Genomic DNA, 21,435 nt, shown 5'->3' on the forward strand with positions numbered 1-21,435 from the left:
CCCCGCCACCCCTTCCCGTCCCGTCCCCGGGGGCTCTGCCCCCGGACCCCCGCTCCTCAAACGCCGGAGGGGCTGGATGTGGCGTCCAGCATGCGCAGGGCGGTCCGTACGTCGTCGACCGGTGTGATGCCTTGCGGCAGCGGTGGGCGGCGGATGACGACGACCGGGAGGGCGAGGGCGCGGGCCGCGGTGAGTTTGGCGGAGGTGGCGGCGCCGCCGCTGTCCTTCGTCACCAGCACGTCGATGCCGTGGTCGCGCAGCAGCGCCGTCTCGTCGGCCACGGTGAAGGGGCCGCGGGCCTGCAGGATCCGCGTGTGGGCCGGCACGGGCGGCTCGGGGGGCTCCACCGACCGGACGACGAAGCGCAGTTCCGTCAGATGGGCGAAGGCCGCGAGGCCCAGTCGGCCGGTGCTGAGGAACACCCGTGGTCCGAGCCGGGGCAGCAGGTCCGCCGCCGCCTCCAGTGAGGGGACAGGGTGCCAGCGGTCCCCGGGGCCCGGTTGCCAGCCGGGGCGGCGCAGTACCACCAGGGGCACCCCGGTGGCCGTCGCCGCCCGTGCCGCGTGCGCCGTGATCGTCTCCGCGAACGGATGCGTCGCGTCGACCACGGCGTCCACCCGCTGCTCGCGGAGCCAGGCGGCGAGTCCCTCCGCCCCGCCGAAGCCGCCCACCCGCACCTCGCCGGCGACGGGCCCCGGGCGACTCACCCGTCCGGCGAGCGAGGTGGTCACCCGGGTTCCGGGCCGGGCGGTCAGTGCGGCGGCCAGTTCGCGTGCCTCGGTGGTGCCGCCGAGGAGCAGGACGTGCGTGGGCATGGGCCGAGAGTACGGGGACCGGGCACGGCGTCCGGCACCGGTCCTCGTGTCGCTGATCGTCATCCGGCCGCACGCAGGTGCATCACACGCCCTACGATGACGCCGGGCGACTGGAGGAGTCATGGCCGTGAACTGGAGCGAGCGGGGCTACCACGCCCAGCGTTGGGCCGCGCGGGGGGCGCTGGCCGCCGCCGCGCTGGCGGTGGCGGCTCCCCTCGCCTACGGCGGGTTGCGCGGTCTGGTGCTGCTGGTGTGCGGCGTCGTGGGACTCGCGCTCAGCGCGGCCGCCGTGTGGTGGACGCTCACCCGGCGGGGTCCGGTGCGGTGGGTGTCCGCGCTGATCGCCGTGTGTGTGCCGGCCGGTCTGCTCGCCCTGTTCGCGGTGACCCTCTTCTGGGGGCTGCTGATGTCGCTGGCCTTCTGGGGTCTCGCGGTGTGGAGCGGGCGGTTGGCGCTGCGCGGCACGGGCAGCGGGCAGGCCGTACGGGAGCGGCGGCTGCCGCCGCCCCGGAAGCCGGTGCTGATCATGAACCCCCGGTCGGGCGGCGGCAAGGTCGGCCGGTTCCGGCTGCGCGAGAAGGCCGAGCGGCTGGGCGCCCGGGTGGTGCTGCTGGAACCCGGCAAGCAGCACGACGTCACCGAGCTGGCCCGGGCCGCCGTCGCGGATGGGGCGGATCTGCTCGGCGCCGCGGGCGGCGACGGCACCCAGGCGCTGGTCGCGGCCGTGGCCGCCGAGCACGACATCCCGTTCCTCGTCATCAGCGCCGGGACGCGCAACCACTTCGCCCTCGACCTCGGCCTCGACCGGACGGACCCGGCCACCTGTCTCGACGCGCTCACGGACGGCGTGGAACTCCGCGTCGACCTGGGGTTCGCCGGTGATCAGCCGTTCGTGAACAACGCCTCCTTCGGCGCGTACGCCGCGATCGTGCAGAGCCCCGCCTATCGCGACGACAAGATCGGCACGAGTCTGGAGATGCTGCCGGAACTGCTCACCGGTCAGCAGGGGCCCCGGCTGGTCGTGCGGGCCGGGGACACGACGCTCACCGCTCCGCAGGCCGTGCTGGTCAGCAACAACCCGTATCGCACCGGGGACCCCTTCGGGCTCGGCCGGCGGGAACGGCTCGACTCCGGCGTGCTCGGCGTCGTGGGGGTCAAGCTGGAGGGGGCTATCAGTGCCGCCGCGCTGCTGCTGAATCCGGAGCCGAGCGGGCTGACCATTCTGACCGCCCCCGAGGTCGTCATCGAGGCGGACCGTGAGGAGATCGAGGCCGGCGTCGACGGGGAGGCCATGGTGCTGCCGGCCCCGGTGCACTGCCGCATCGCACCGGGCGCACTGCGGGTCCGGGTCCCGCGCAAGCGGCCCGGCGTCACCTCGGCCCAGCCCCGGCTGGACTGGCGGCGGCTGCGGAAGCTGGCGGCGACGGTGGGCCGTACCGCCGCGCCGAGCCGGCTGCACCGTCCGCACGCCGCACCGCAGGACACCGGGGCGGGCCCGGGTGGGCGGAACGAGTCGGCCGGGTCCTCCTCAGCGCACCAGTAGCTGCAGGCCGCCCACGACGGTGGCCGCGATCACCAGCTGTTCGAAGAGCCGCTGGTTGATCCGGTTCACAGCCCATGTGCCGAGCAACGCGCCGGGCACGACGAACAGCACGAGCGCGGCGTCGAGCAGCAGCGAGTCGGCGTCGATGAGCCCGAGACCGGCGCTGAAGGGCAGCTTTGAGGTGTTGACGATGAGGAAGAAGAACGCGGAGGTGCCGAGGAATCCCAGCTTCCGGAAGCCCGCGGAGAGCAGGTACATCGACATCACCGGGCCGCCCGCGTTGGCGACCATGGTGGTGAAGCCGCCCAGGACACCGTAGGAGCGGGCTTTCGCGCGGCCCGCGCGGGTGCTGACCGGGCCGGGTTCGTCCTCGGCGTCGGCCCGGCGCCGCCGCCACACCGTCACTCCGGCCATCAGCAGCAGGATCACTCCGATCGAGGTCCGTACGACGCCGTCGTCGGCCCGCATCAGGAACAGGGTGCCGACGACGACGCCGGCCGCGACCGCGGGGAACAGCCGCCACAGCGTCGGCCAGTGGGCGTGCCGGCGGTAGATGAGGACGGCGAGTACGTCTCCGGCGATGAGGATGGGCAGCAGTACGCCGGTGGAGGCGCGGGCGGGCAGGACGGCGGCGAAGACGGCGAGGCTGACCGTGTTGGCCCCGCTGACGGCGGTCTTGGAGAAGCCGACGAGCAGGGCGGCGAAGGCGAGCGCGGCGAATTCCCAGCCGGTGAGGTGCCAGAGCGTCATGGTGTCCATTGCGGGGACCGATGCTATGTGCAAGCAACGGACGCCCGTAGCACCGTCTCGTCTGATGGCTCCCGGGCGGCGGTCAGGGCCTCTCGACCAGCACCGCGCTTCCCTGGCCCACGCCCACGCACATCGTCGCCAGGCCGCGTTCGCCGCCGGTGCGGCGCATGCGGTGGAGCAGGGTGGTGAGGATGCGAGCGCCGGAGCAGCCCAGCGGGTGGCCCAGGGCGATGGCGCCGCCGCTGGGGTTGACCAGGCCGGGGTCGATGCCGAGCTGGTCGACGCAGGCGAGTGCCTGGGCGGCGAACGCCTCGTTGAACTCGGCCTCCCGGAGGTCGCCGACGGTCCAGCCGGCCCGGGCGAGCACCTTGCGGGTGGCGGGGACGGGGCCGATGCCCATGACGTCCGGGTGGACGCCCGCGGAGGCGCCGGCGACATAGCGGCCGAGCGACTCGAGGCCCAGTTCGTTCAGGACCTCCTCGCTGACGAGGATCAGCCCGGCCGCGCCGTCGTTCATGGGGGACGCGTTACCCGCCGTCACCGAACCGCCCGCCCGGAAGACGGGCTTCAGGCGGGCCAGCTTCTCGGCCGAGGTGTCCTCGCGGATGCATTCGTCGGCGTCGACGACCACTCCGTCGGGGCGGGCCACGGTCAGGAGCTCGTCGTCGAAGTGGCCGTTCTTGCGGGCGTCGGCGGCCCGCTGGTGGCTGCGCAGGGCGAACGCGTCCTGGCGCTCGCGCGCGATGCCGTAGCGGGCGGCGACCTCCTCGGCGGTCTCCCCCATGGCCAGCAGGCCGTGCAGTTCCTTCATCGCGGGGTTGACCAGCCGCCAGCCCAGGCGGGTGTCGGCGGTCTCCATGCGGTGCGGCAGGGCCTCGTCGGGGCGGGGCAGCACGAAGGGTGCGCGGCTCATCGACTCGGATCCGCCCGCGATCACGATGTCCGCCTCGCCGGCCGCGATGGTGCGGGCGGCGGTGGTGACGGCCTCGAGACCGGAGGCGCACAGCCGGTTGACCGTGGCACCCGGCACGGCCTCGGGGAGCCCGGCGAGCAGGGCGGCCATGCGGGCGACGTTGCGGTTGTCCTCGCCGGCCTGGTTGGCGGCGCCCCAGTAGACGTCGTCGACGCGGGCGGGGTCGAGCGCGGGGAGGTCGGCGACCAGGCCGCGGATCACGGCGGCGGCGAGGTCGTCGGGCCGTACGGTGGAGAGGGCTCCGCGCAGTTTGCCGATGGGGGTGCGGCGGGCGGCCGCGAAGTGGACGGGACGCACGAGTGGACTCCTGACCCGACGCCGGTGGCCGTACCGTGACCGGCGGCTCTCTCAATTCTTAATTAGCACCGCTAGTTTTGCACTATAGGCCGCCGGACGGCCCTCTGGGAAGATCTCGGGGCGGCCGTGAGTGCGTCCTCCTCCCACGCACCCGGGCTGGGTTTGTGCCGTGGGGGCACGGGCACCCGCGCGTTCATGAAGGAGCCGCGGAGCGCACGCGGCACCCGGGACGAAGCGAGAAGGAGGAGCGGTACTTCATGACCGTCGTGAGGAGCACCCTGCCCGACGAGGCCCGCCGGGTTTCCTGCGAGGCCCTTCAGGACACCCTGGTGGACCTGCTCGGACTGTCACTGATCGGAAAGCAGGCCCACTGGAACGTCGTGGGTCCGCGGTTCCGTTCCGTCCACCTCCAGCTGGACGAGGTGGTCTCGGCCGCGCGCACCCACGCCGACACGGTCGCGGAGCGGGCCGCGGCACTCGGCGTGCCGCCGGACGGCCGCCCGGAGACCATCGCCAAGGTCTTCTCCCTGCCGGCTCCCAAGGAGGGCTGGCTGCGCGACTCGGAGGCCGTCGAGGTGATGACGCAGGCCCTGGGCTCGGCGGTCGCGCGGCTGCGCGAGCGCATCGACGCCACCGAGAAGGCGGATCTGGTCACCCAGGACCTATTGATCTCGATCACCGCGGAACTGGAGAAGCAGCGCTGGATGTTCGAGGCGGAGAACGTCCCCGGCGACTCCTGACCGCCGCGGCACCCGGAACGACACGCAGATGAAGGACACATGATGAGCGAGGACGCCCTCGAAAAGGACGCGCTGTGGGAGGACTTCCACCGCGTGGTCAACATGACCTCCGCGGAACTGGCGGCCTGGCTGCGGGCGATCGACGCCGACGAGACGACGGAGCCGCTGCCCGAACACGCGGGCCCCGAGATCGGGCAGCGCGTCCTCTCCATCCTGCAGAAGCGCCGCACCGACCTCACCGAGGACGACCTGCGGGTGATGGAGCATGTGGTGGACACCGTCACCGCCGAGATCGACCCGGAGAACGAGCCGACGGCCGAGGACACCGACCGCCGCCACCGACTGATGACGCTCGGCCACGATCCGCTCAAACCCTGACCGTGACCCGCCGGGAGAAGGAGCGGGCCGTGGTGCGCGCGCTCCTCGACGCGCACGGGGAGACGTACGCGGAGGAGGCCGGCATCGAGCTGCGGAACACGCCGCAACCGCTGTACCGGCTGCTGGTGCTGGCTCATCTCCTCAGCGCCCGCATCAAGGGGTCGATCGCCGTGGACACCGCCCGTGCCCTGCACGACGCGGGGCTGCGCGATCCCCGCCGGATGGCCGACGCCGACTGGCAGGAACGGGTGGACGCGCTCGGCCGGGGCGGTTACCGGCGCTATGGCGAGCGCACCGCGACCCAACTGGGCGAGGCCGCCGAGCTGGTGACCGAGCGCTGGGGCGGGGATCTGCGCAGACTGCGCGAGGAGGCGGTCGGCGATGTCGGCGAACTGCGCCGTCTGCTCCAGGAGTTCCCGGGTGTGGGGCCCACCGGTGCCGACATCTTCCTGCGGGAGGTCCAGCGTGTCTGGCCGGAGGCGGCCCCGTACCTGGACGACAAGGCCCTGCGGGGCGCGCGGCGGCTGGAGCTGCCGCGAGACCCCGAACGCCTCCTGGAGCTGGCGGAAGGTTCCGAACCGGCCGTGCTCGCGGCGGCGTTGGTACGGGCGGCGATCGACAAGGACGTCGCCGAGGACACCCTGAGCCACGCCGGGGCCGGGTGAAGTCTCCGGGCCGCGCCCGTCCCCCGTTCGCGGGACAGCGTGATCACCACGCGGCACAATGGCCGGGGTGGCCGGCCCGGAGGGGCCGCCGGGGCGAGGAGAGGGATGCAGACGTGAGTGAGAGCCACACCCCGCCGAGCGGGTCGGCAAGGCTGAACACCGGTGTGGCGCACAACGCGCGCGTGTGGAACTACTGGATCGGCGGCAAGGACAACTACGAGGTCGATCAGCGGGTCGGCGAGCACGTCGCCTCGATCATCCCGGTCATCCGGGACATCGCCCGCGCGGACCGGGACTTCCTGGGCCGGGCGGTGACCCATCTGACCCGTGAGCTCGGGGTACGGCAGTTCCTCGACATAGGCACCGGGCTGCCGACCGCGGACAACACCCATGAGATCGCGCAGCGCATCGCGCCCGACGCGCGGATCGTGTACGTCGACAACGACCCGATCGTGCTGGTGCACGCCCGCACCCTGCTGACCGGCAGCCGCGAGGGGGCGACCGACTACATCGACGCCGATGTTCACGACCCGGAGGCGATCGTGGCGCGCGCGGCCGCGACGCTGGACATGACCCGGCCGGTCGCGGTGATGATGCTCGGCATCCTGAACTTCGTGCTCGACACCGACCAGGCCCGTGACATCGTGCGCCGGATCATGGCGGCGGTGGCCCCGGGGAGCTTCCTGGTCCTCACCCATCCCACCTTCGACCCCGAGGTCGGCGGCGAGCTACAGGTGCCCGCCATGGAGTTCTGGAACGAGAACGCCACTCCCCCGATCACCGCCCGCAGCGCCGCGGACATCGCCGCGTTCTTCGAGGGCCTTGAACTGACCGAGCCCGGCCTGGTCTCCTGCTCGCAATGGCACGCCCCGTCCGGCAGCGCCGTCGTGGTGCCGCAGTACGGCGCGGTGGCCATGAAGCCCTGACCGTTGAAAGTATGATCAAACAATGTCTGACATGACCGAAACCACGCCGGGCTGGCTCTCCTCCGACGACCTGGAAATGGCACGCGCCCAGATGCCGATCCTGTACGTCGAGGCGGTCCCCGTGCGTGTCGACGACAGCGGCGAAGTCACCAGCGTCGGCCTGCTGCTGCGCATAGGGCCCGACGGAACGGTCAGCCGGACTCTCGTCTCCGGCCGAGTGCTGCACCACGAACGGGTCCGTGACGCCCTCCTGCGCCATCTGGAGAAGGACCTCGGCCCGGTGGCGCTGCCCCGCGTCCCCGCGTCGCCGCAGCCGTTCACGGTCGCGGAGTACTTCCCGACGCAGGGCATCACCGCGTTCCACGATCCGCGTCAGCACGCGGTGTCGCTGGCGTACATCGTGCCGGTGACGGGTGACTGCCGGCCCCGGCAGGACGCTCTGGACCTGGTGTGGTTCAGCCCCCAGGAGGCCGTGTCGGCGGCCGTGCAGAGCGAGATGCCGGGCGGGCACGGGGTGCTGCTGAAGCAGGCGCTGGCCCACGCGGGCTGTGTGATCTGAGAGGCTGGTCATCCGCGCTCCGGGTGGGTCAGGTTGGCGCCGGTCGAGGGGTCGAACACATGGGCCTTGCCCATGTGGACCCGGAGTTCCATGGGTACGCCCTCGCGGGCGCGGGTGGCGGCGTCCAGCCGGGCAACGATCTGCTGGGCCGTCCCGGCTCCGGTGTCGCGCAGACCCGAGTCCGTGGCGAGTTCCTCCAGTTCGGCGGTGGTGACCGGACCGCCCTCGGCACTGAAGTAGACGTACGCGTCCGAGCCCAGGGACTCCAGTACGTCCACCGTGGCGGTGACGACGGGACCGTCCGTCCGGCGGGCGAGACTCGCGTCCTCGAAGGCCTCGGGGCGCAGCCCCAGGATGACCTCACGGGGCGCCTCCCGCTGTTCCAGCGCCCGGCGCGCGCGGTCGTCGAGCGGCAGGTCGCCCAGCGGGGTGCGCAGGCTGCCGGCGGACAGGGAGGCGTGGAGGAAGTTCATCGCCGGGGAGCCGATGAAGCCGGCGACGAACAGGTTGCGCGGCATGTCGTAGAGCCCGGCCGGAGTGCCGACCTGCTGGACCACGCCCTGGCGCATCACGACGACCCGGTCGCCGAGGGTCATCGCCTCGGTCTGGTCGTGGGTGACGTACACGGTGGTGGTACCCAGGCGGCGTTGCAGCCGGGAGATCTGGGTCCGCATCTGCACGCGCAGCTTGGCGTCCAGGTTGGACAGCGGCTCGTCCATGAGGAACGCCTTGGGGTCGCGGACGATGGCCCGCCCCATGGCCACCCGCTGGCGCTGGCCGCCGGAGAGGTTGGCCGGCTTGCGGTCCAGGAACTCGCTCAGGTCGAGCACCCGGGCGGCCTCCTCCACCTTGCTGTCGATGGTCGCCTTGTCGACCTTGGCCAGCCGCAGCGGGAAGCCCATGTTCTCCCGCACGCTCATGTGCGGGTAGAGCGCGTAGCTCTGGAACACCATGGCGACGTCCCGCTCCTTGGAGGCGAGGTCGTTGACGACCCGTCCGCCGATGCGCAGGGTGCCCTCGGTGATGTCCTCCAGGCCGGCGATCATGTTCAGGGTGGTCGACTTCCCGCAGCCGGAGGGACCCACCAGGATCACGAACTCGCCGTCGGCGATCTCCAGGTCCACGTCCCGCACGGCGAGGGATCCGTCGGGATAGCGCTTGGTGACTGACTCGAGGACGATCTCGGCCATGGGTGGTGCCTCCTTGCCTTCAATGCTCAACCCTTGACCGCCCCGGAGGTGAGTCCGGCCACGATCCGCCGCTGGAAGAACAGGACGAAGATGATGATCGGGACGGTGATCACCACGGCCGCGGCGGCGATGGACCCGGTGGGCTGCTGGAACTGCGAACTGCCGGTGAAGAACGCGATCGCGGCGGGCACCGTGCGCGCGGACTCGGTGGAGGTCAGCGAGATCGCGAACAGGAAGTCGTTCCAGCAGAAGATGAACACGAGGATGGCCGTGGTGAACACGCCCGGCGCGGCCAGCGGCAGGATGACCAGCCGGAAGGCCTGCGCGGGAGTGGCCCCGTCCACCTTGGCGGCCTTCTCCAGGTCCCAGGGGATCTCCCGGAAGAACGCCGACAGCGTGTAGATGGCCAGCGGCAGCGAGAAGGTCATGTAGGGGATGATCAGCCCGAGCCAGGTGTCGAAGATCCCCATGATCCGCTCGATGTTGAACAGCGGGGACACCAGGGAGATCGGCGGGAACATGGCGATCAGCAGGGACATGCCGATGAGGACCTGCTTGCCGGGGAACCGCAGCCGGGCCACGGCGTACGCGGCCATGGTGCCGAGCATCACCGCGATGACCGTGGCGATGAGGGCGATACCGATCGAGTTGATCAGCGCCCGGGTGAACTCGGAGGTGGCGAAGATGCCCCGGTAGTTCTCGAACGTCCAGTCCCGGGGGATGTAGTTGCCGTCCGTGACGGTGCCCGGGTCCTTGAACGACAGTGCGGCGATCCACCACACCGGGAAGAGGGCGTACAGCACCACCACGACGTTCACGACGGCCCATCGGGTCGCGTGAGTCCTGCCCGCGGCGGCCATCAGCGCTTCACCTCCGCGCCCGGTGCGGCGGCGCCGAACAGCTTGACGAAGGTGAAGGCGATGATCCCGACACAGAGGAAGATCAGGACCGAGATCGCCGACCCGATGCCCAGGTTCAGCGCGGTGAACAGGTTGTCGTAGCCGAGGATGGACAGGGAGCCGGTGCCGTGGGCGCCCGAGGTCAGGATGTAGATGTTGTCGAAGATCCGGAAGGCGTCCAGGGTGCGGAAGAGCAGGGCGACCAGGATGGCCGGTTTCATCAGCGGCAGCGTGACCTTGATGAACCGCTGCCATGGGGTGGCGCCGTCGACCATGGCGGCCTTCAGGGTCTCCTCGGGGACCAGGGCGAGGCCCGCCAGGAGGAGGAGCGCCATGAACGGGGTGGTCTTCCACACCTCGGCGAGGATGATCAGCCACAGCGCGGGCCACTGTTCGGTGAGCGGGGCGTCGCCGGCGGGCAGCAACGAGGCGAGGTAGCCGAGTTCGGGGGTCCAGGCGTACTGCCAGGAGAAGGCGGCGACGACGGTGACGATGCCGTACGGGATGAGGACCGCGGTGCGGACCGTGCCGCGTGCGAAGGGGGTGCGGTGCATCACCAGGGCGAGGCCCATGCCGAGGACCAGTTCGATCGCCACGGACACGGCGGTGAGGAACAGTGTCACCCAGAAGGCGTCCCACCAGAACGGGGAGGTCAGCACCGCCCCGTAGTTGTCCAGACCGACGAACTCGGCCTGTGCGGGGAAGCGCAGGTCGTAGCGCTGGAGGGACAGGTAGACCGCGTAGCCGATGGGATAGGCGGTCACGGCGGCCATGACCAGGACGGCCGGGGCGCACAGCAGCAGGCCCAGCCGGCGCTCCTGTCTGGCGCCGGCGGATAGCGCCTTCGCGCCGCCCGCCTTGTCCTTCGTCGGCTCGGCCATGGTGCTCACGGGATCACGCCCTCCGATCGCAGGGCCTGGTCGATCTGTTCCCCGATGGTGTCCACCGCGCTCTCGGGCCGGATCTCCGACGGCGGGGACAGGGTGTGGGAGACGGCGATCGACACGTTCTGGTAGGCGGGGGTGAGCGGCCTTACGCTCGCCCTCTCCAGTGAGGACAGGACCTCCGCGGAGAAGGGGTACTGCTTCTTGAACGACGGGTCGTCGTAGAGGGCGCGCAGGGTGGGGGGCAGTCCGCCCTCGAGCGCGGCGGTGAGCTGGTTCTTCCGGTTGCGCAGGCACAGGGCCGCCTCGAAGGCCAGGTCGGGGTGACGCGAGTAGGCGCTGACGGCCAGGTCGATGCCGCCGACGGTGGGGCGGGCGGGACGGTCGGCGTCGACGCGGGGGTAGGGCGCCCAGCGGAAGTCCTCGAACAGCTGCGGGTTGTTGCTTCTCATCGACGGATAGACGAACGGGTAGTTGAGCTCGAAGGCCGCCACGCCGGACTCCATCGCGAGGCGGTTCTGGTCCTCCATCTGGTTGGGCAGGGAGGGGTCGGCGGCCGGGGAGTTCGCGAGGTCGCGCATGATCGAGGCGGCCCGTACGGCGGGCGGGCCGAGGGAGGGCTCGGTGGCACTCAAGTTGAGGATGGTGCCGCCCGCGCTGTTGATCAGGGAATTGAACCAGGCGGTCAGGCCCTCGTACTGGGCGCCCTGGATCTCCACGTAGTGCGGTCTGCCCTGCCGGGCGAGCTCGCGGGACATGTCCAGCATCTCGGACCAGGTCGTGGGCGGAGTGGGCACCAGGTCCTCGCGGTACCACAGGAGTTGCACGTTGGTGTTGTACGGGACCGCGTACAGCCTGCCCTTCCAGGTGGCCGTCCGGAGGGGGACGCGGAGCGTGCCCTCGGTGGCCCGGCGCCTCATCTCCCCGGTCCACTCCCGGATCCAGCGGGCCTCGGCGAATTCGGCCGCCCAGGTGACGTCCAGTCCCAGGATGTCGAGGGAGTCGTCCTCGGCGGCGAGTCTGCGCACCAGCTGCTCACGCTGGCCGTCGGCGGCCCGGGGCAGCTTGTTGTAGTTGATCCGGTAGCGGCCGCCGGAGGCCCGGCTGCACCGGTCGGCGGCCTTCTGCAGGGCGCCGGAGTCGTCGGGGAAGTTGTACCAGTTCAGGGTGGGGCGGGAGGTGTCGTCGGTGTCACCGCCGCAGGCGGCGAGCGTCGACGCCAGCAGGGTCAGCGCGACCAGCGCACGCGTCCGCCCCGGACGGCCGGTACCTTTGCGCCTCACGTGCACGTGCTCCACACCTCGCTCCCGGGATCGCGGCGCGGGTGTCGCACCCCGCGGCGGTGCCTACCCGGCGAACGCTAAGCAGTACGTAGAGCGACATCAAGGACATCTGCTGACAATTGATTCACGGATGTTCGCGCGGGCGAGCGGCGCACGGACGACGGTTCAGCCGGTGGTACCGCCGGGAGTCACCAGTCCGGTCTCGTAGGCCACCACGACGGCCTGGTCGCGGCTGTCCAGGTCGGGCTTGGTCATGGTGCGGTTCAGATGGGTCTTCACGGTCGCCTCGCTGATGAAGAGCTGTTCGGCGATCTCGGTGTTGGACAGTCCCGGGACACCCGCCGCTCTGACCCGCTCGACCATTTCCCCGAGCCGGGACAGCCCGGGCATCGGCGCATACGGTGCCGCCTCCGCGTCCCCCGGCTCCGCGCCGCCCTCGGGCCCGGTGCGCGGCAGCGTCAGCATGCGGCGCAGTTCGCCCAGCCCTTCTTGGCTGGTTTCCTTGATCGTGCGCAGGGCCGCGCGGGCGGTGTCCGGTTCGGAGTCGAAGACGTAACTCGCCGGCCCTCCCTGCACGTTGATCACCGACATGTGGTGGGCGACCACGTCGTGCAGCTCGCGGGCGATCCGCCGCTGCTCCTCGGCGACGGCGCGGCGCATCCGGTCCTGCTGCTCGCGCCGCAGCTGCTCGGCCAGTTCGGCGAGCCGGTCGGCGCGGCGGGCGGACACCTGCGCGGCGATGCCCACCCGGCAGCCGACGGCCGGGAAGACCGCCGCCTGGGCGAGCACGGCGGGCGTGGCCTGCCCGGCCCGCCAGCCGGAGTACACCCATACGGCGCCCACCAGCACCGTGCAGACGACCGCCGAGCGCAGGCGGCGCAGCGAGGCGACCGTGTACAGGGCGAAGAAAGGGCCCATCGATTTCACGACGGGCCAGTAGTCGAGGGTGATGAACAGCCCCCATGCCGAGTCGCTCACCGCGAAGACGGTGAGCGGGGCGCGTCTGCGCAGCGCGAGTGGCGCGTTGATCAGGCAGCTCAGGGCGATCCCGAGGCCGTCCTGGGCCCGCCAGTCGGCCCCCGGTTCGGGTTGGCGGCCGAGCAGGACGGCGACCAGGGTGAAGGCCACCGCGATGGCGGTGTCCAGCCAGAGGTCCCGACGTTCGATCAGCCGTGTGATCCAGCGCACGGGCGCAGCGTACGCGGAAACGGCGAAGAGGCCGTCCGGGTTTCCCCGATACGGCCTCTGACCTGCGTCTCAGCAAGTCGGGACGACAGGATTTGAACCTGCGACCCCTTGACCCCCAGTCAAGTGCGCTACCAAGCTGCGCCACGTCCCGTTGCCCGTCTGACCTGGGGTTCCCTCGGCCGAACGCGCACGGAAACCATACCGCACTCGGGGCGGTGATCGCGCACCCGTTTACCACGGGCGGCAGCGGTGCTCAGTGCGCGGACGGCAGGCCCAGCCGGGGGTGCGCCTCCAGGAGCCGTGGGGGTGCCGCCTGGCGCCAGGAGTCGGCGAGGATGTCGCGCAGCTCGCCCTCGTCCTCCAGGGCGGGGAGGCGGACCCTGACCCAGGCGAACTGCGCCTCGTGGCCGGCGATCCAGAACTTCTCCGGTTCGGCGAGGGCCAGTTCGTCGCGCTCCTCCTTGGGGCAGCGCACGGCGACGGAGGTCTCGTCCTCGGGCAGGGTGGCGAACATCTTCCCCGCGACGCGGAAGGTGGGCATGCTCCAGGCGATCTTCTCCGTCGTGTCCGGCAGGGACAGGGCGATCCGTCGTACGTCTTCGGCATCCGGCATGGCAGGCACCGTAGCGGCCGCCACTGACATTGATCCTGATACTCAGGTTCCGGTGGTCATGGCTCTGCCAGTCTCACCCGCCGGTTGCGGGGTCGGCCGCCATTCCGGGACGGTACCGACGGCAGTCCGGGAAGACCCCTGCCTACGCTTCCCCGGCCGCCGCGCGGAGCGCGTCCAGCACCGGGCGGATCAGCGGGTGCTCCTCGGCGCCCCGGCGCACGGCCGCGAAGACCCGGCGGGTGGGCGCCACGCCGTCCACCGGGCGGACGACCACGCCCGAGAGGTCCATGCCGCGCAGCGCCGAGCGGGGCACCAGGGCGACGCCCACGTCGGCCGAGGCGAGGGCGACCACCGCGCGGAAGTCGTCCGAGGAGTGCTCGAGACGGGGCTGGAACCCGGCGCTCTCGCAGGCCAGCACGACCACGTCGTGGCAGGGGTTGCCGGGGTAGGGGCCGATCCAGGGGTCCTTGGCCAGCTCGGCCAGCGGCACCTCGGCGGTGTCGGCCAGGCGGTGGGTGACCGGGACGACCGCGTCGAAGGGTTCGGCGTACAGCGGCAGGTGGGCCAGGCGCGGGTCGTCGGCGGGAGGCGCCCCGCGGTACTCGACCGCCACGGCGACGTCGACCTGCCGGTCGAGGACCATCGGCAGACTGGCGTCCCCTTCGGCGTCCTGGACCCGGATGCGGATGCCGGGTGCCGACGCGGCGATGCGGGCCACCGCGGGCGCGACGACCTGGGCGATGCCGGTGGCGAAGGCGGCGACCGTGACGGTGCCGGCCTCCCCCGACCCGTAGGCGGCCAGCTCGGCCTCGGCCCGCTCCAGCTGCGCCAGGACGGCGTTGGTGTGGCTGAGCAGGATCTCGCCCGGCGGGGTGAGCCGTACGCCCTTGGCGCCGCGCTCGACGAGGCGGTGGCCGGTCTCCTGCTCGAGGGCGGCGAGCTGCTGGGAGACGGCCGAGGGGGTCAGATGCAGCGCGGCGGCCGCCGCCGTGACCGTGCGGTGGTCCGCCACCGCACGGAGGATGTGGAGCCGCCGCGCCTCGATCATGCGAGCGATTGTCTCAAGACGCTCGGTGTGTTCCGTTCAGGCGTCGAGTTCCGCCCGCGCCGCCACGAAAGCGTCCACCGCGCGGTGCACGTCGTCCGTGGAGTGGGCGGCGGACAGCTGGACGCGGATCCGGGCCCGCCCCTGCGGGACGACGGGGTAGGAGAAGCCGATCACATAGACGCCGCGTTCCAGCAGCAGCTCCGCCATGCGTCCCGCGCGGGCCGCGTCGCCGATCATCACCGGGGCGATGGCGTGGTCGCCGGGGAGGACGTCGAAGCCCTCCTCGGTCATCCGGCGGCGGAACAGGGCGGTGTTCTCGGCCAGCCGGACGCGCAGGTCGTCGGCCGACTCCAGCAGGTCCAGGACCTTGAGGGAGGCGGCGGCGATCACCGGGGCGAGCGTGTTGGAGAACAGGTACGGGCGGGAGCGCTGGCGCAGCAGGGCGACGATCTCCGCGCGGGCGGCGACATAGCCGCCGGACGCGCCGCCGAGCGCCTTGCCGAGGGTGCCGGTGATGATGTCGACGCGGTCCATGACGCCGTGCAGCTCGGACGTGCCGCGCCCGCCGGGGCCGACGAAGCCCACGGCGTGCGAGTCGTCGACCATGACCATGGCGCCATGCCGGTCGGCGAGGTCGCAGATCTCGTCCAGCGGGGCCACGTAGCCGTCCATGGAGAACACGCCGTCGGTGACGATCAGCGTACGGCGGGCGCCGCCCTCCGCGGCCTCCTTGAGCTGCCGCTCCAGGTCGGCCATGTCACGGTTGGCGTAGCGGAGGCGGCGGGCCTTGGACAGCCTGATGCCGTCGATGATCGACGCGTGGTTCAGCGCGTCGGAGATCACCGCGTCCTCGGGGCCGAGCAGCGTCTCGAAGACGCCGCCGTTGGCGTCGAAGCAGGAGGAGTAGAGGATCGTGTCCTCCTGGCCGAGGAACGCCGACAGCCGCGCCTCCAGCTCCTTGTGCACCTCCTGGGTGCCGCAGATGAAGCGGACGGACGCCATGCCGTAGCCCCAGCGGTCGAGGGCCTCGTGGGCGGCGGCGATCACCTCGGGGTGGTCGGCGAGTCCGAGGTAGTTGTTGGCGCAGAAGTTGAGGACCTCGCCGGGGCGGCCGCCGGCGGTGACGTTCACGGTGGCGGACTGCGGGGTGCCGATGACGCGCTCGGGCTTGTGCAGTCCGGCGACGCGGATCTCGTCGAGGGTGGCGCGCAGGTCGTCGCGCACGGAGTCGAACATGACGGGGGCTCCTTGTGAGGCAGATGACTTACGCGGTCCAGTCGAGGATGACCTTGCCGCCCTTGCCGCCGGCCGCGTCCTCGAAGGCGGCCTCGAAGTCGCGGTAGGAGTAGCGGCCGGTGATCACGGGGGCGAGGTCGAGACCGCCCTCCAGCAGGACCGACATGGCGTACCAGGTCTCGAACATCTCACGGCCGTAGATGCCCTTGATGGTGATCATCGAGGTGACGACGCGGGCCCAGTCGACCGGGAACTCCTCGGCCGGCAGGCCGAGCATCGCGATCCGGCCGCCGTGCGTCATGTTGTCGATCATGTCGCGCAGGGCCTCGGGGCGGCCGGACATCTCCAGGCCGATGTCGAAGCCCTCGCGCAGTCCTAGAGCGTGCTGCCCGTCGGCGATGGTGGCCTCGGCGACGTTCAGCGCCAGGGTCGCCCCGATCTTGCGGGCGAGTTCCAGACGCTCCTCGCTGACGTCGGTGATCACGACGTTGCGCGCACCCGCGTGCCGGGCCACGGCGGCGGCCATCAGACCGATCGGGCCCGCGCCCGTGATCAGGACGTCCTCGCCGACCAGCGGGAAGGACAGCGCGGTGTGCACGGCGTTGCCGAACGGGTCGAAGATCGCGGCGACGTCGAGGTCGACGGGGACCCGGTGCACCCAGACGTTGGTGGCGGGAAGCACGACGTACTCGGCGAAGGCGCCGTCGCGTCCGACGCCGAGGCCGATCGTGGCCCGGCACAGATGGCGGCGTCCGGCCAGGCAGTTGCGGCACTTGCCGCACACGAGGTGGCCCTCGCCGCTGACCCGGTCGCCGGCCTTGATGTCGTCGGGGACGTCCCGGCCGGTGTCCACGACCTCGCCGACGAACTCGTGCCCGACGACCAGGGGCGTACTGATCGTCTGCCGGGCCCAGCCGTCCCAGTTCCGGATGTGCAGATCGGTACCGCAGATACCGGTGCGCAGCACCTTGATCAGCACGTCGCCGGGTCCGACGGCGGGCTCCGGGACGTCCATGAGCCACAGCCCGGGCTCCGCCTGCTCCTTGACCAGCGCCTTCAACGCTACGGCTCCTGAGGGTGAGTCCCGGCCGCCGGGCACGCCGAAGCGGCCCCGGTCCGGGAGGAGGAGTGGAATCGCACAGCAATCTGCCGTACAACACCCTCAGGGGTCCATCGAGGTTTTCTTAAGCGCGGCCACAGCTTTGCTTCACACGGTCACCCCATCGGCGGCGCCGGGGGCCTCACAGCGGCAGCCCCTCGTCCTCCAGCCGCTCCAGCCGTACGGCGAGATCCGCAGCCTGTGCCTTGATGGCGGCGAGCCCCGGCCGGCCCCAGGCCCGCGGCCGGATGTCGGTGACCGAGACGGTGCCGAGCACCATGCCGGTGCTGTCGATCAGGGGTGCGCCCAGATAGGAGCGGATGCCGAACTCGTCCACCACCGGATTGCCCGCGAACCTCGGGTAGTCGCTCACGTCCTCCAGCACCAGCGCCTTGCGCCGGGCCACCACATGGGGACAGAAGCCGTGGTCGCGGGGCAGCACCCGGCCCAGCAGGGCACCCGTGCCGTCGCCGCGCACGAACGGCGCGACGGCCGGGGCGTGCAGACCCGCGAAGAACTGCCCGTCCTCGCCGAGGAAGTTGACCATGGCGTACGGCGCCCCCGTGAGCTCCGCGAGACCGTGGGCGAAGACGTCGAGCGCGGGCTCGGGGTGGTGTCCCAGTCCCAGGCCGCGGAGCCTGCCGGTGCGGGCCGGGGCCTCCTTGTCCTCGGGGGTGAGCAGCAGACGACCTGCCGGGCGGGGCGGGTCGTAGCTCATGGGCGGGCTCCCAGGGTGTGGGCGAGGATCATCTACGGGCTCCGAGGGGGTGCGCGGGGATCACATGTGGGCGCCATACCCCGTGGTGGTGGCCGGGGTGTGGACGATGAGGTGCCGGACGAGGGTCAGCAGGGTCTGGACGCCGGAGCTGGAGATCCGGGCGTCGCAGCGGACGACCGGGACCTCGGCGGGCAGGTCGAGGGCGGCCCGTACTTCCCCGGGGTCGTAGCGGAACGCTCCGTCGAACTCGTTGACGGCGACGATGAATCCGAGGCCGCGCTGTTCGAAGAAGTCGACCGCTGCGAAGCACTCCTCCAGGCGCCGGGTGTCGGCGAGGATGACGGCGCCGAGCGCGCCCTCGCAGAGCTCGTCCCACATGAACCAGAAGCGTTCCTGGCCGGGCGTGCCGAACAGGTACAGCACATGCTCCGCGTCGAGGGTGATGCGGCCGAAGTCCATGGCCACGGTCGTCTCGACCTTGTTCTCGATGCCGTCGAGGTTGTCGGTGCCGGCGCTGACCGTGGTGAGGAGCTCCTCCGTGCTGAGCGGCGCGATCTCGCTGACCGCGCCGACGAAGGTCGTCTTGCCCACGCCGAACCCTCCCGCCACGAGGATCTTGAGTGCGGTCGGGAACGGGTCGTCACCGTGGGCCGTGCCGGCGCGCCGGTCAGAGCTGTCGTCGTAGTCCATCGAGCACTGCCTCCAGTAGGGCCCGGTCCGTCGGGTTGTGGTGGAACGCGGGGGGTTTGTCGGTCAGCGCCCCGCATTCGACGAGGTCCGCCAGCAGCACTTTGGTGACGGCCACCGGCAGCCTGAGATGTGCGGCGACCTCGGCGACCGGGACCGGGGCGCGGCACAGGTCGAGGGCCTGCGCGTGCTCGGGGCCGAGATAGCCGAGGGGGGTGGCTCCGGTGGCTCGCACCTGCGACAGCAGGTCGAGTGCGACGGTGGGGCGGGTACGGCCGTTGCTGACCGTGAAGGGGCGCACCAGCCGGCCGGCCGCGTCGTCGAGCCAGGGCCCGTCACTGGCCGCCGTCACGCTCAAGGCCTCATCGCCGGGGGTTCGACGCCCGGCTGCCGCGGGGCCGTCATCAGGTACGGGCGGACGGACTTGACCAGCATGGCCATCTCGTAGCCGAGCACGGCGGCGTCGGCGTCCCGGCCGGCCATCACGGCCAGACAGGTGCCGGAGCCGGCGGTGGTGACGAACAGCAGCGTCGAGTCGAGCTCGACGACCACCTGGCGGACGTCACCGCCGTCGCCGAAGCGGATGCCCGCGCTGCGGCCGAGGGAGTACAGGCCGGAGGCCAGGGCCGCCATGTGGTCGGCGCTGTCCGGGTCGAGGCCGTGCACGGACTTCACCAGCCCGTCGCAGGACAGCAGTACGGCGCTGTTCGTGTGCGGTACGCGTTGCACGAGGCCGCTCATCAGCCAGTCGAGGTCGGATACCTGGGCGGTCGGCGCATCGCTCGCCATGGCGGATCGACTCCTTGGGGTACGAAGGTCTGCGGGAGCGCGGGGAGTGGGGGTGGGGAGGCGGGTGGTCATCCGGCGGGCGCGCTCCCGTCCTGCCGGGCGATGTGGTCGGTAAGGGGTGCGGCCGGTGACGGCCGTGGGGTGGCGGACGGCTCCTGCTGGGACTCCGCGAGGCTGACGCCCCGCTGGAAGGCCGCCATCAGCTGGGGGTCATGGCCGGCGACGTGCTCGGTGTCCTGGCGCGGTTCCGGTCTGTCGCGCAGTTGCGGTGCGATGTGCTCCTGGGCGCGCCGACGGGGCAGTTGGGGCCGGCTCATGGTGCCGCGCACCGTGGTGCTGCGCGGGGTGAGGGGCGTGGTTCCGTCGTCGTCGGGGGCGGCCTGGTCGCTGTGGCGCACGCCGGGTACGGCCTCCGCCGGGGTGGGGCGCACCTCGCGGGCACCGCGCAGCGGCAGGGGCGGGGGGACCGCGCCCTGGCCGGGGGCGGGGGCCGGGGGACGGGGCCGGGGGACGACCGGGGTGAGGGAGGCCGCGGGTGCGGTGCCCGGCCCGTTCACGGGGACGGGGAGGGATACGGCAGGCATGTGACGTACCGTCGGGACCCGACCGCCGTCGCTGTCGGGCGGCTGCTGTCCCGCCCCCGTGGCCTGTCCCATGCCCGCCATGCCCGCGACACCCGGCTCCGTACCGAGCAGTGCCTGCGGCACGACGAGAACGGCCTGGATCCCGCCGTAGATGTTGGTCTGGAGCCGGACCTGGATGCCGTGCCGCTTGGCGAGCTGGGAGACCACGAACAGCCCGATGCGGCCGTCGGCCAGCAGGCTGGCGACATGCACCTGGTCGGGGTCGGTGAGCAGCGCGTTCATCCGGTCCTGCTCGCCGACCGGCATCCCGAGTCCGCGGTCCTCGACCTCGACCGCGAGTCCGGATGTCACGAGGTTGGCCCGCAGCAGCACCTGGGTGTGCGGGGCGGAGAACACCGTGGCGTTCTCGACGAGTTCGGCCAGCAGGTGGATGACGTCGGCGACGGCGTGCCCGCGCAGCGTGCCGTCGATCGGGGGCACGAGCTTGACCCGCGAGTACTGCTCGACCTCGGCGATCGCCGAACGCAGCACCTCCGTCATGGAGACGGGGTTGCTCCACTGCCGCCGGGAGACGGCCCCGCCGAGCACGGCGAGGTTCTCGGCGTGGCGGCGGATGCGGGTGGCAAGGTGGTCGACGTGGAAGAGGCCCTTGAGCAGTTCGGGGTCCTCCATCTCGTTCTCCAGCTCGTCGAGGAGGGAGATCTCGCGGTGCACCAGGGACTGCAGACGCCGCGCGAGGTTCACGAACACCTCGAGTTTCTGTTCGCTGCCCGTCTGGCTGGAGAGCTGCGAGGCCTGTACGACGGCGGTGACGGCGCCGTCGTGCGCGCGGGTGAGGTCGGCGGCGAGGAGGTCGAACTCGTCGGCGTCGTCGGGGGCCTGTTCGCCGCGCCGTGCGCGTGGGGGCGGGGCCTCGCCGTGGCGCAGGGCCTCGACGAGGGCGTGCAGTTCGGCCTCGCGCCGGGCGGTGCTCCGGCGCAGGGCGCCGATGCGGTCGTACACGGAGCGGGCGGCGCGGTCGGCGGCCACGGCGGCGATGACGATGCCGGCGCAGGTCACCGATGTGGCGCCGCCGAGCACGGCCCACAGGGTGGGGCCCGGCCGCACTCCGGTGGAGCGGACGGTGAACAGTACGGCCGCGCAGGCGCTGAGCGCCACCGCGACGGGTGGTAGCACGGCGAGGCGCAGCAGCTGGGGCCGTATGTGCGTCTCGGGGACGGTGGGAGCGGTCCGCGCGGGCGGCCGTCCGTGCCGCCCGCCCTCACGCCGCTCGGGCCGGGGGGCGGTGCCGTTGCCTCGGCGTGCGCCCGGGCCGGGGGCCGGGGGCTTCGGGGCGGCGCCGCTCTGGGGCGTGCGGGCCACGACCGTGGCGCCGACCGTCCCCGGGTGTCGGGGCTCCTCGCCCCGTCGGCTCCCTCGTCCGCCTTGTGGCTGCACGTACCGGTCCCCGCTCCCTGATCCCGATCCCTACGACGCGGCCCTCGGCACGAGGCGTCCTGCGACATGAGCCGTCGCGAGCCGTCACACCGAGCGACCGACACTCACCGTAGTCGTCACCGCATCATGTGCGG

General features: G+C 71.8%; 23 protein-coding genes and 1 tRNA gene. 6 read left to right on the forward strand and 18 right to left on the reverse strand.

All coding sequences use genetic code 11. From position 1 onward, the window contains the following. Positions 1 to 56: 56 nt before the first annotated feature. Positions 57 to 815 carry a cobalt-precorrin-6A reductase gene (locus AB0L56_RS25275; RefSeq protein WP_365426763.1) on the reverse strand — a complete coding sequence of 253 codons (759 nt, stop codon included), beginning with the start codon at positions 813 to 815 and terminating at the stop codon, positions 57 to 59. A 121-nt stretch (positions 816 to 936) separates the two neighbouring features. On the opposite strand from AB0L56_RS25275, the gene AB0L56_RS25280 reads away from it, so the two are divergent. Beyond that, the gene (locus AB0L56_RS25280; RefSeq protein ID WP_365426766.1) at positions 937 to 2,358 is read left to right on the forward strand and encodes a diacylglycerol kinase family protein; all 1,422 of its coding nucleotides are present in this window, start codon (positions 937 to 939) and stop codon (positions 2,356 to 2,358) included. Here the strand turns inward: AB0L56_RS25280 and AB0L56_RS25285 are convergent. Together AB0L56_RS25285 and AB0L56_RS25290 are read right to left on the reverse strand one after the other, a co-directional pair. Further along, on the reverse strand, positions 2,344 to 3,117 hold the full coding sequence (locus tag AB0L56_RS25285) for a sulfite exporter TauE/SafE family protein (RefSeq protein ID WP_365426769.1): 774 nt from the start codon (positions 3,115 to 3,117) through the stop codon (positions 2,344 to 2,346). The genes AB0L56_RS25280 and AB0L56_RS25285 overlap by 15 nt on opposite strands. Before the next feature lie 73 nt (positions 3,118 to 3,190). Beyond that, complete coding sequence (locus tag AB0L56_RS25290; RefSeq protein ID WP_365426772.1) at positions 3,191 to 4,378, reverse strand: acetyl-CoA C-acyltransferase; 1,188 nt, start codon at positions 4,376 to 4,378, stop codon at positions 3,191 to 3,193. Between the two features lie 257 nt (positions 4,379 to 4,635). Between AB0L56_RS25290 and AB0L56_RS25295 the strand changes: the two genes are divergently transcribed. From AB0L56_RS25295 to AB0L56_RS25315, 5 genes are all read left to right on the forward strand, one after another. Then, a complete protein-coding gene (locus AB0L56_RS25295; RefSeq protein WP_361028012.1) occupies positions 4,636 to 5,118 on the forward strand; it encodes a DNA starvation/stationary phase protection protein in 483 nt (160 codons plus the stop codon). 39 nt (positions 5,119 to 5,157) lie between these two features. Continuing rightward, on the forward strand, positions 5,158 to 5,496 hold the full coding sequence (locus AB0L56_RS25300) for a DUF3140 domain-containing protein (RefSeq protein WP_365426776.1): 339 nt from the start codon (positions 5,158 to 5,160) through the stop codon (positions 5,494 to 5,496). A 2-nt stretch (positions 5,497 to 5,498) separates the two neighbouring features. After that, complete coding sequence (locus AB0L56_RS25305) at positions 5,499 to 6,161, forward strand: endonuclease (RefSeq protein WP_365426779.1); 663 nt, start codon at positions 5,499 to 5,501, stop codon at positions 6,159 to 6,161. Between the two features lie 113 nt (positions 6,162 to 6,274). Then, a complete protein-coding gene (locus tag AB0L56_RS25310; RefSeq protein WP_365426782.1) occupies positions 6,275 to 7,087 on the forward strand; it encodes an SAM-dependent methyltransferase in 813 nt (270 codons plus the stop codon). 31 nt (positions 7,088 to 7,118) lie between these two features. Continuing rightward, positions 7,119 to 7,646, forward strand: coding sequence for an NUDIX hydrolase family protein (locus AB0L56_RS25315; RefSeq protein WP_361028000.1), 528 nt, complete (start codon positions 7,119 to 7,121; stop codon positions 7,644 to 7,646). 8 nt (positions 7,647 to 7,654) lie between these two features. On the opposite strand, the gene ugpC is transcribed toward AB0L56_RS25315, so the two are convergent. The 15 genes from ugpC to AB0L56_RS25390 form a co-directional block, all read right to left on the reverse strand. Then, positions 7,655 to 8,836: a sn-glycerol-3-phosphate ABC transporter ATP-binding protein UgpC gene (ugpC, locus tag AB0L56_RS25320; protein ID WP_365426785.1), complete on the reverse strand. Its 1,182-nt coding sequence runs from the start codon at positions 8,834 to 8,836 to the stop codon at positions 7,655 to 7,657. 26 nt (positions 8,837 to 8,862) lie between these two features. Continuing rightward, positions 8,863 to 9,696 (reverse strand): carbohydrate ABC transporter permease, encoded by an 834-nt coding sequence (locus AB0L56_RS25325; protein ID WP_365426788.1) that lies wholly within the window; start codon positions 9,694 to 9,696, stop codon positions 8,863 to 8,865. After that, the gene (locus AB0L56_RS25330) at positions 9,696 to 10,616 is read right to left on the reverse strand and encodes a sugar ABC transporter permease (protein ID WP_365426791.1); all 921 of its coding nucleotides are present in this window, start codon (positions 10,614 to 10,616) and stop codon (positions 9,696 to 9,698) included. Before AB0L56_RS25330 ends, AB0L56_RS25325 begins: the two co-directional genes overlap by 1 nt. A 5-nt stretch (positions 10,617 to 10,621) precedes the next feature. Continuing rightward, positions 10,622 to 11,902 carry an ABC transporter substrate-binding protein gene (locus AB0L56_RS25335; protein ID WP_365426794.1) on the reverse strand — a complete coding sequence of 427 codons (1,281 nt, stop codon included), beginning with the start codon at positions 11,900 to 11,902 and terminating at the stop codon, positions 10,622 to 10,624. Positions 11,903 to 12,067: 165 nt separating this feature from the next. Further along, positions 12,068 to 13,090 carry a histidine kinase gene (locus AB0L56_RS25340; protein ID WP_365426797.1) on the reverse strand — a complete coding sequence of 341 codons (1,023 nt, stop codon included), beginning with the start codon at positions 13,088 to 13,090 and terminating at the stop codon, positions 12,068 to 12,070. Between the two features lie 77 nt (positions 13,091 to 13,167). Continuing rightward, positions 13,168 to 13,241: transfer RNA gene (locus AB0L56_RS25345), tRNA-Pro, on the reverse strand. Between the two features lie 102 nt (positions 13,242 to 13,343). Then, positions 13,344 to 13,703 (reverse strand): MmcQ/YjbR family DNA-binding protein, encoded by a 360-nt coding sequence (locus AB0L56_RS25350; RefSeq protein ID WP_365426799.1) that lies wholly within the window; start codon positions 13,701 to 13,703, stop codon positions 13,344 to 13,346. Positions 13,704 to 13,845: 142 nt separating this feature from the next. Beyond that, positions 13,846 to 14,751, reverse strand: coding sequence for a LysR family transcriptional regulator (locus AB0L56_RS25355; RefSeq protein WP_365426802.1), 906 nt, complete (start codon positions 14,749 to 14,751; stop codon positions 13,846 to 13,848). Between the two features lie 36 nt (positions 14,752 to 14,787). Further along, positions 14,788 to 15,987 carry a glycine C-acetyltransferase gene (locus AB0L56_RS25360; protein WP_365426805.1) on the reverse strand — a complete coding sequence of 400 codons (1,200 nt, stop codon included), beginning with the start codon at positions 15,985 to 15,987 and terminating at the stop codon, positions 14,788 to 14,790. Positions 15,988 to 16,015: 28 nt separating this feature from the next. After that, positions 16,016 to 17,047 (reverse strand): L-threonine 3-dehydrogenase, encoded by a 1,032-nt coding sequence (gene tdh, locus AB0L56_RS25365; RefSeq protein ID WP_361027976.1) that lies wholly within the window; start codon positions 17,045 to 17,047, stop codon positions 16,016 to 16,018. Between the two features lie 181 nt (positions 17,048 to 17,228). Next, complete coding sequence (locus AB0L56_RS25370; protein ID WP_365426809.1) at positions 17,229 to 17,804, reverse strand: GAF domain-containing protein; 576 nt, start codon at positions 17,802 to 17,804, stop codon at positions 17,229 to 17,231. Positions 17,805 to 17,864: 60 nt separating this feature from the next. Beyond that, positions 17,865 to 18,494 carry an ATP/GTP-binding protein gene (locus tag AB0L56_RS25375; RefSeq protein WP_361027970.1) on the reverse strand — a complete coding sequence of 210 codons (630 nt, stop codon included), beginning with the start codon at positions 18,492 to 18,494 and terminating at the stop codon, positions 17,865 to 17,867. Further along, positions 18,472 to 18,843 (reverse strand): DUF742 domain-containing protein, encoded by a 372-nt coding sequence (locus AB0L56_RS25380; protein ID WP_361027967.1) that lies wholly within the window; start codon positions 18,841 to 18,843, stop codon positions 18,472 to 18,474. The genes AB0L56_RS25375 and AB0L56_RS25380 overlap by 23 nt, the downstream gene beginning before the upstream one ends. Before the next feature lie 2 nt (positions 18,844 to 18,845). Further along, positions 18,846 to 19,280, reverse strand: coding sequence for a roadblock/LC7 domain-containing protein (locus tag AB0L56_RS25385; protein WP_361027964.1), 435 nt, complete (start codon positions 19,278 to 19,280; stop codon positions 18,846 to 18,848). 68 nt (positions 19,281 to 19,348) lie between these two features. Next, a complete protein-coding gene (locus AB0L56_RS25390; RefSeq protein WP_365426814.1) occupies positions 19,349 to 21,226 on the reverse strand; it encodes an ATP-binding protein in 1,878 nt (625 codons plus the stop codon). Between the last annotated feature and the right edge of the window lie 209 nt (positions 21,227 to 21,435).

Origin of the sequence: Streptomyces sp. NPDC052079, assembly GCF_040680275.1 — a bacterium.
In the GTDB taxonomy this organism is placed as follows: Bacteria; Actinomycetota; Actinomycetes; order Streptomycetales; family Streptomycetaceae; genus Streptomyces.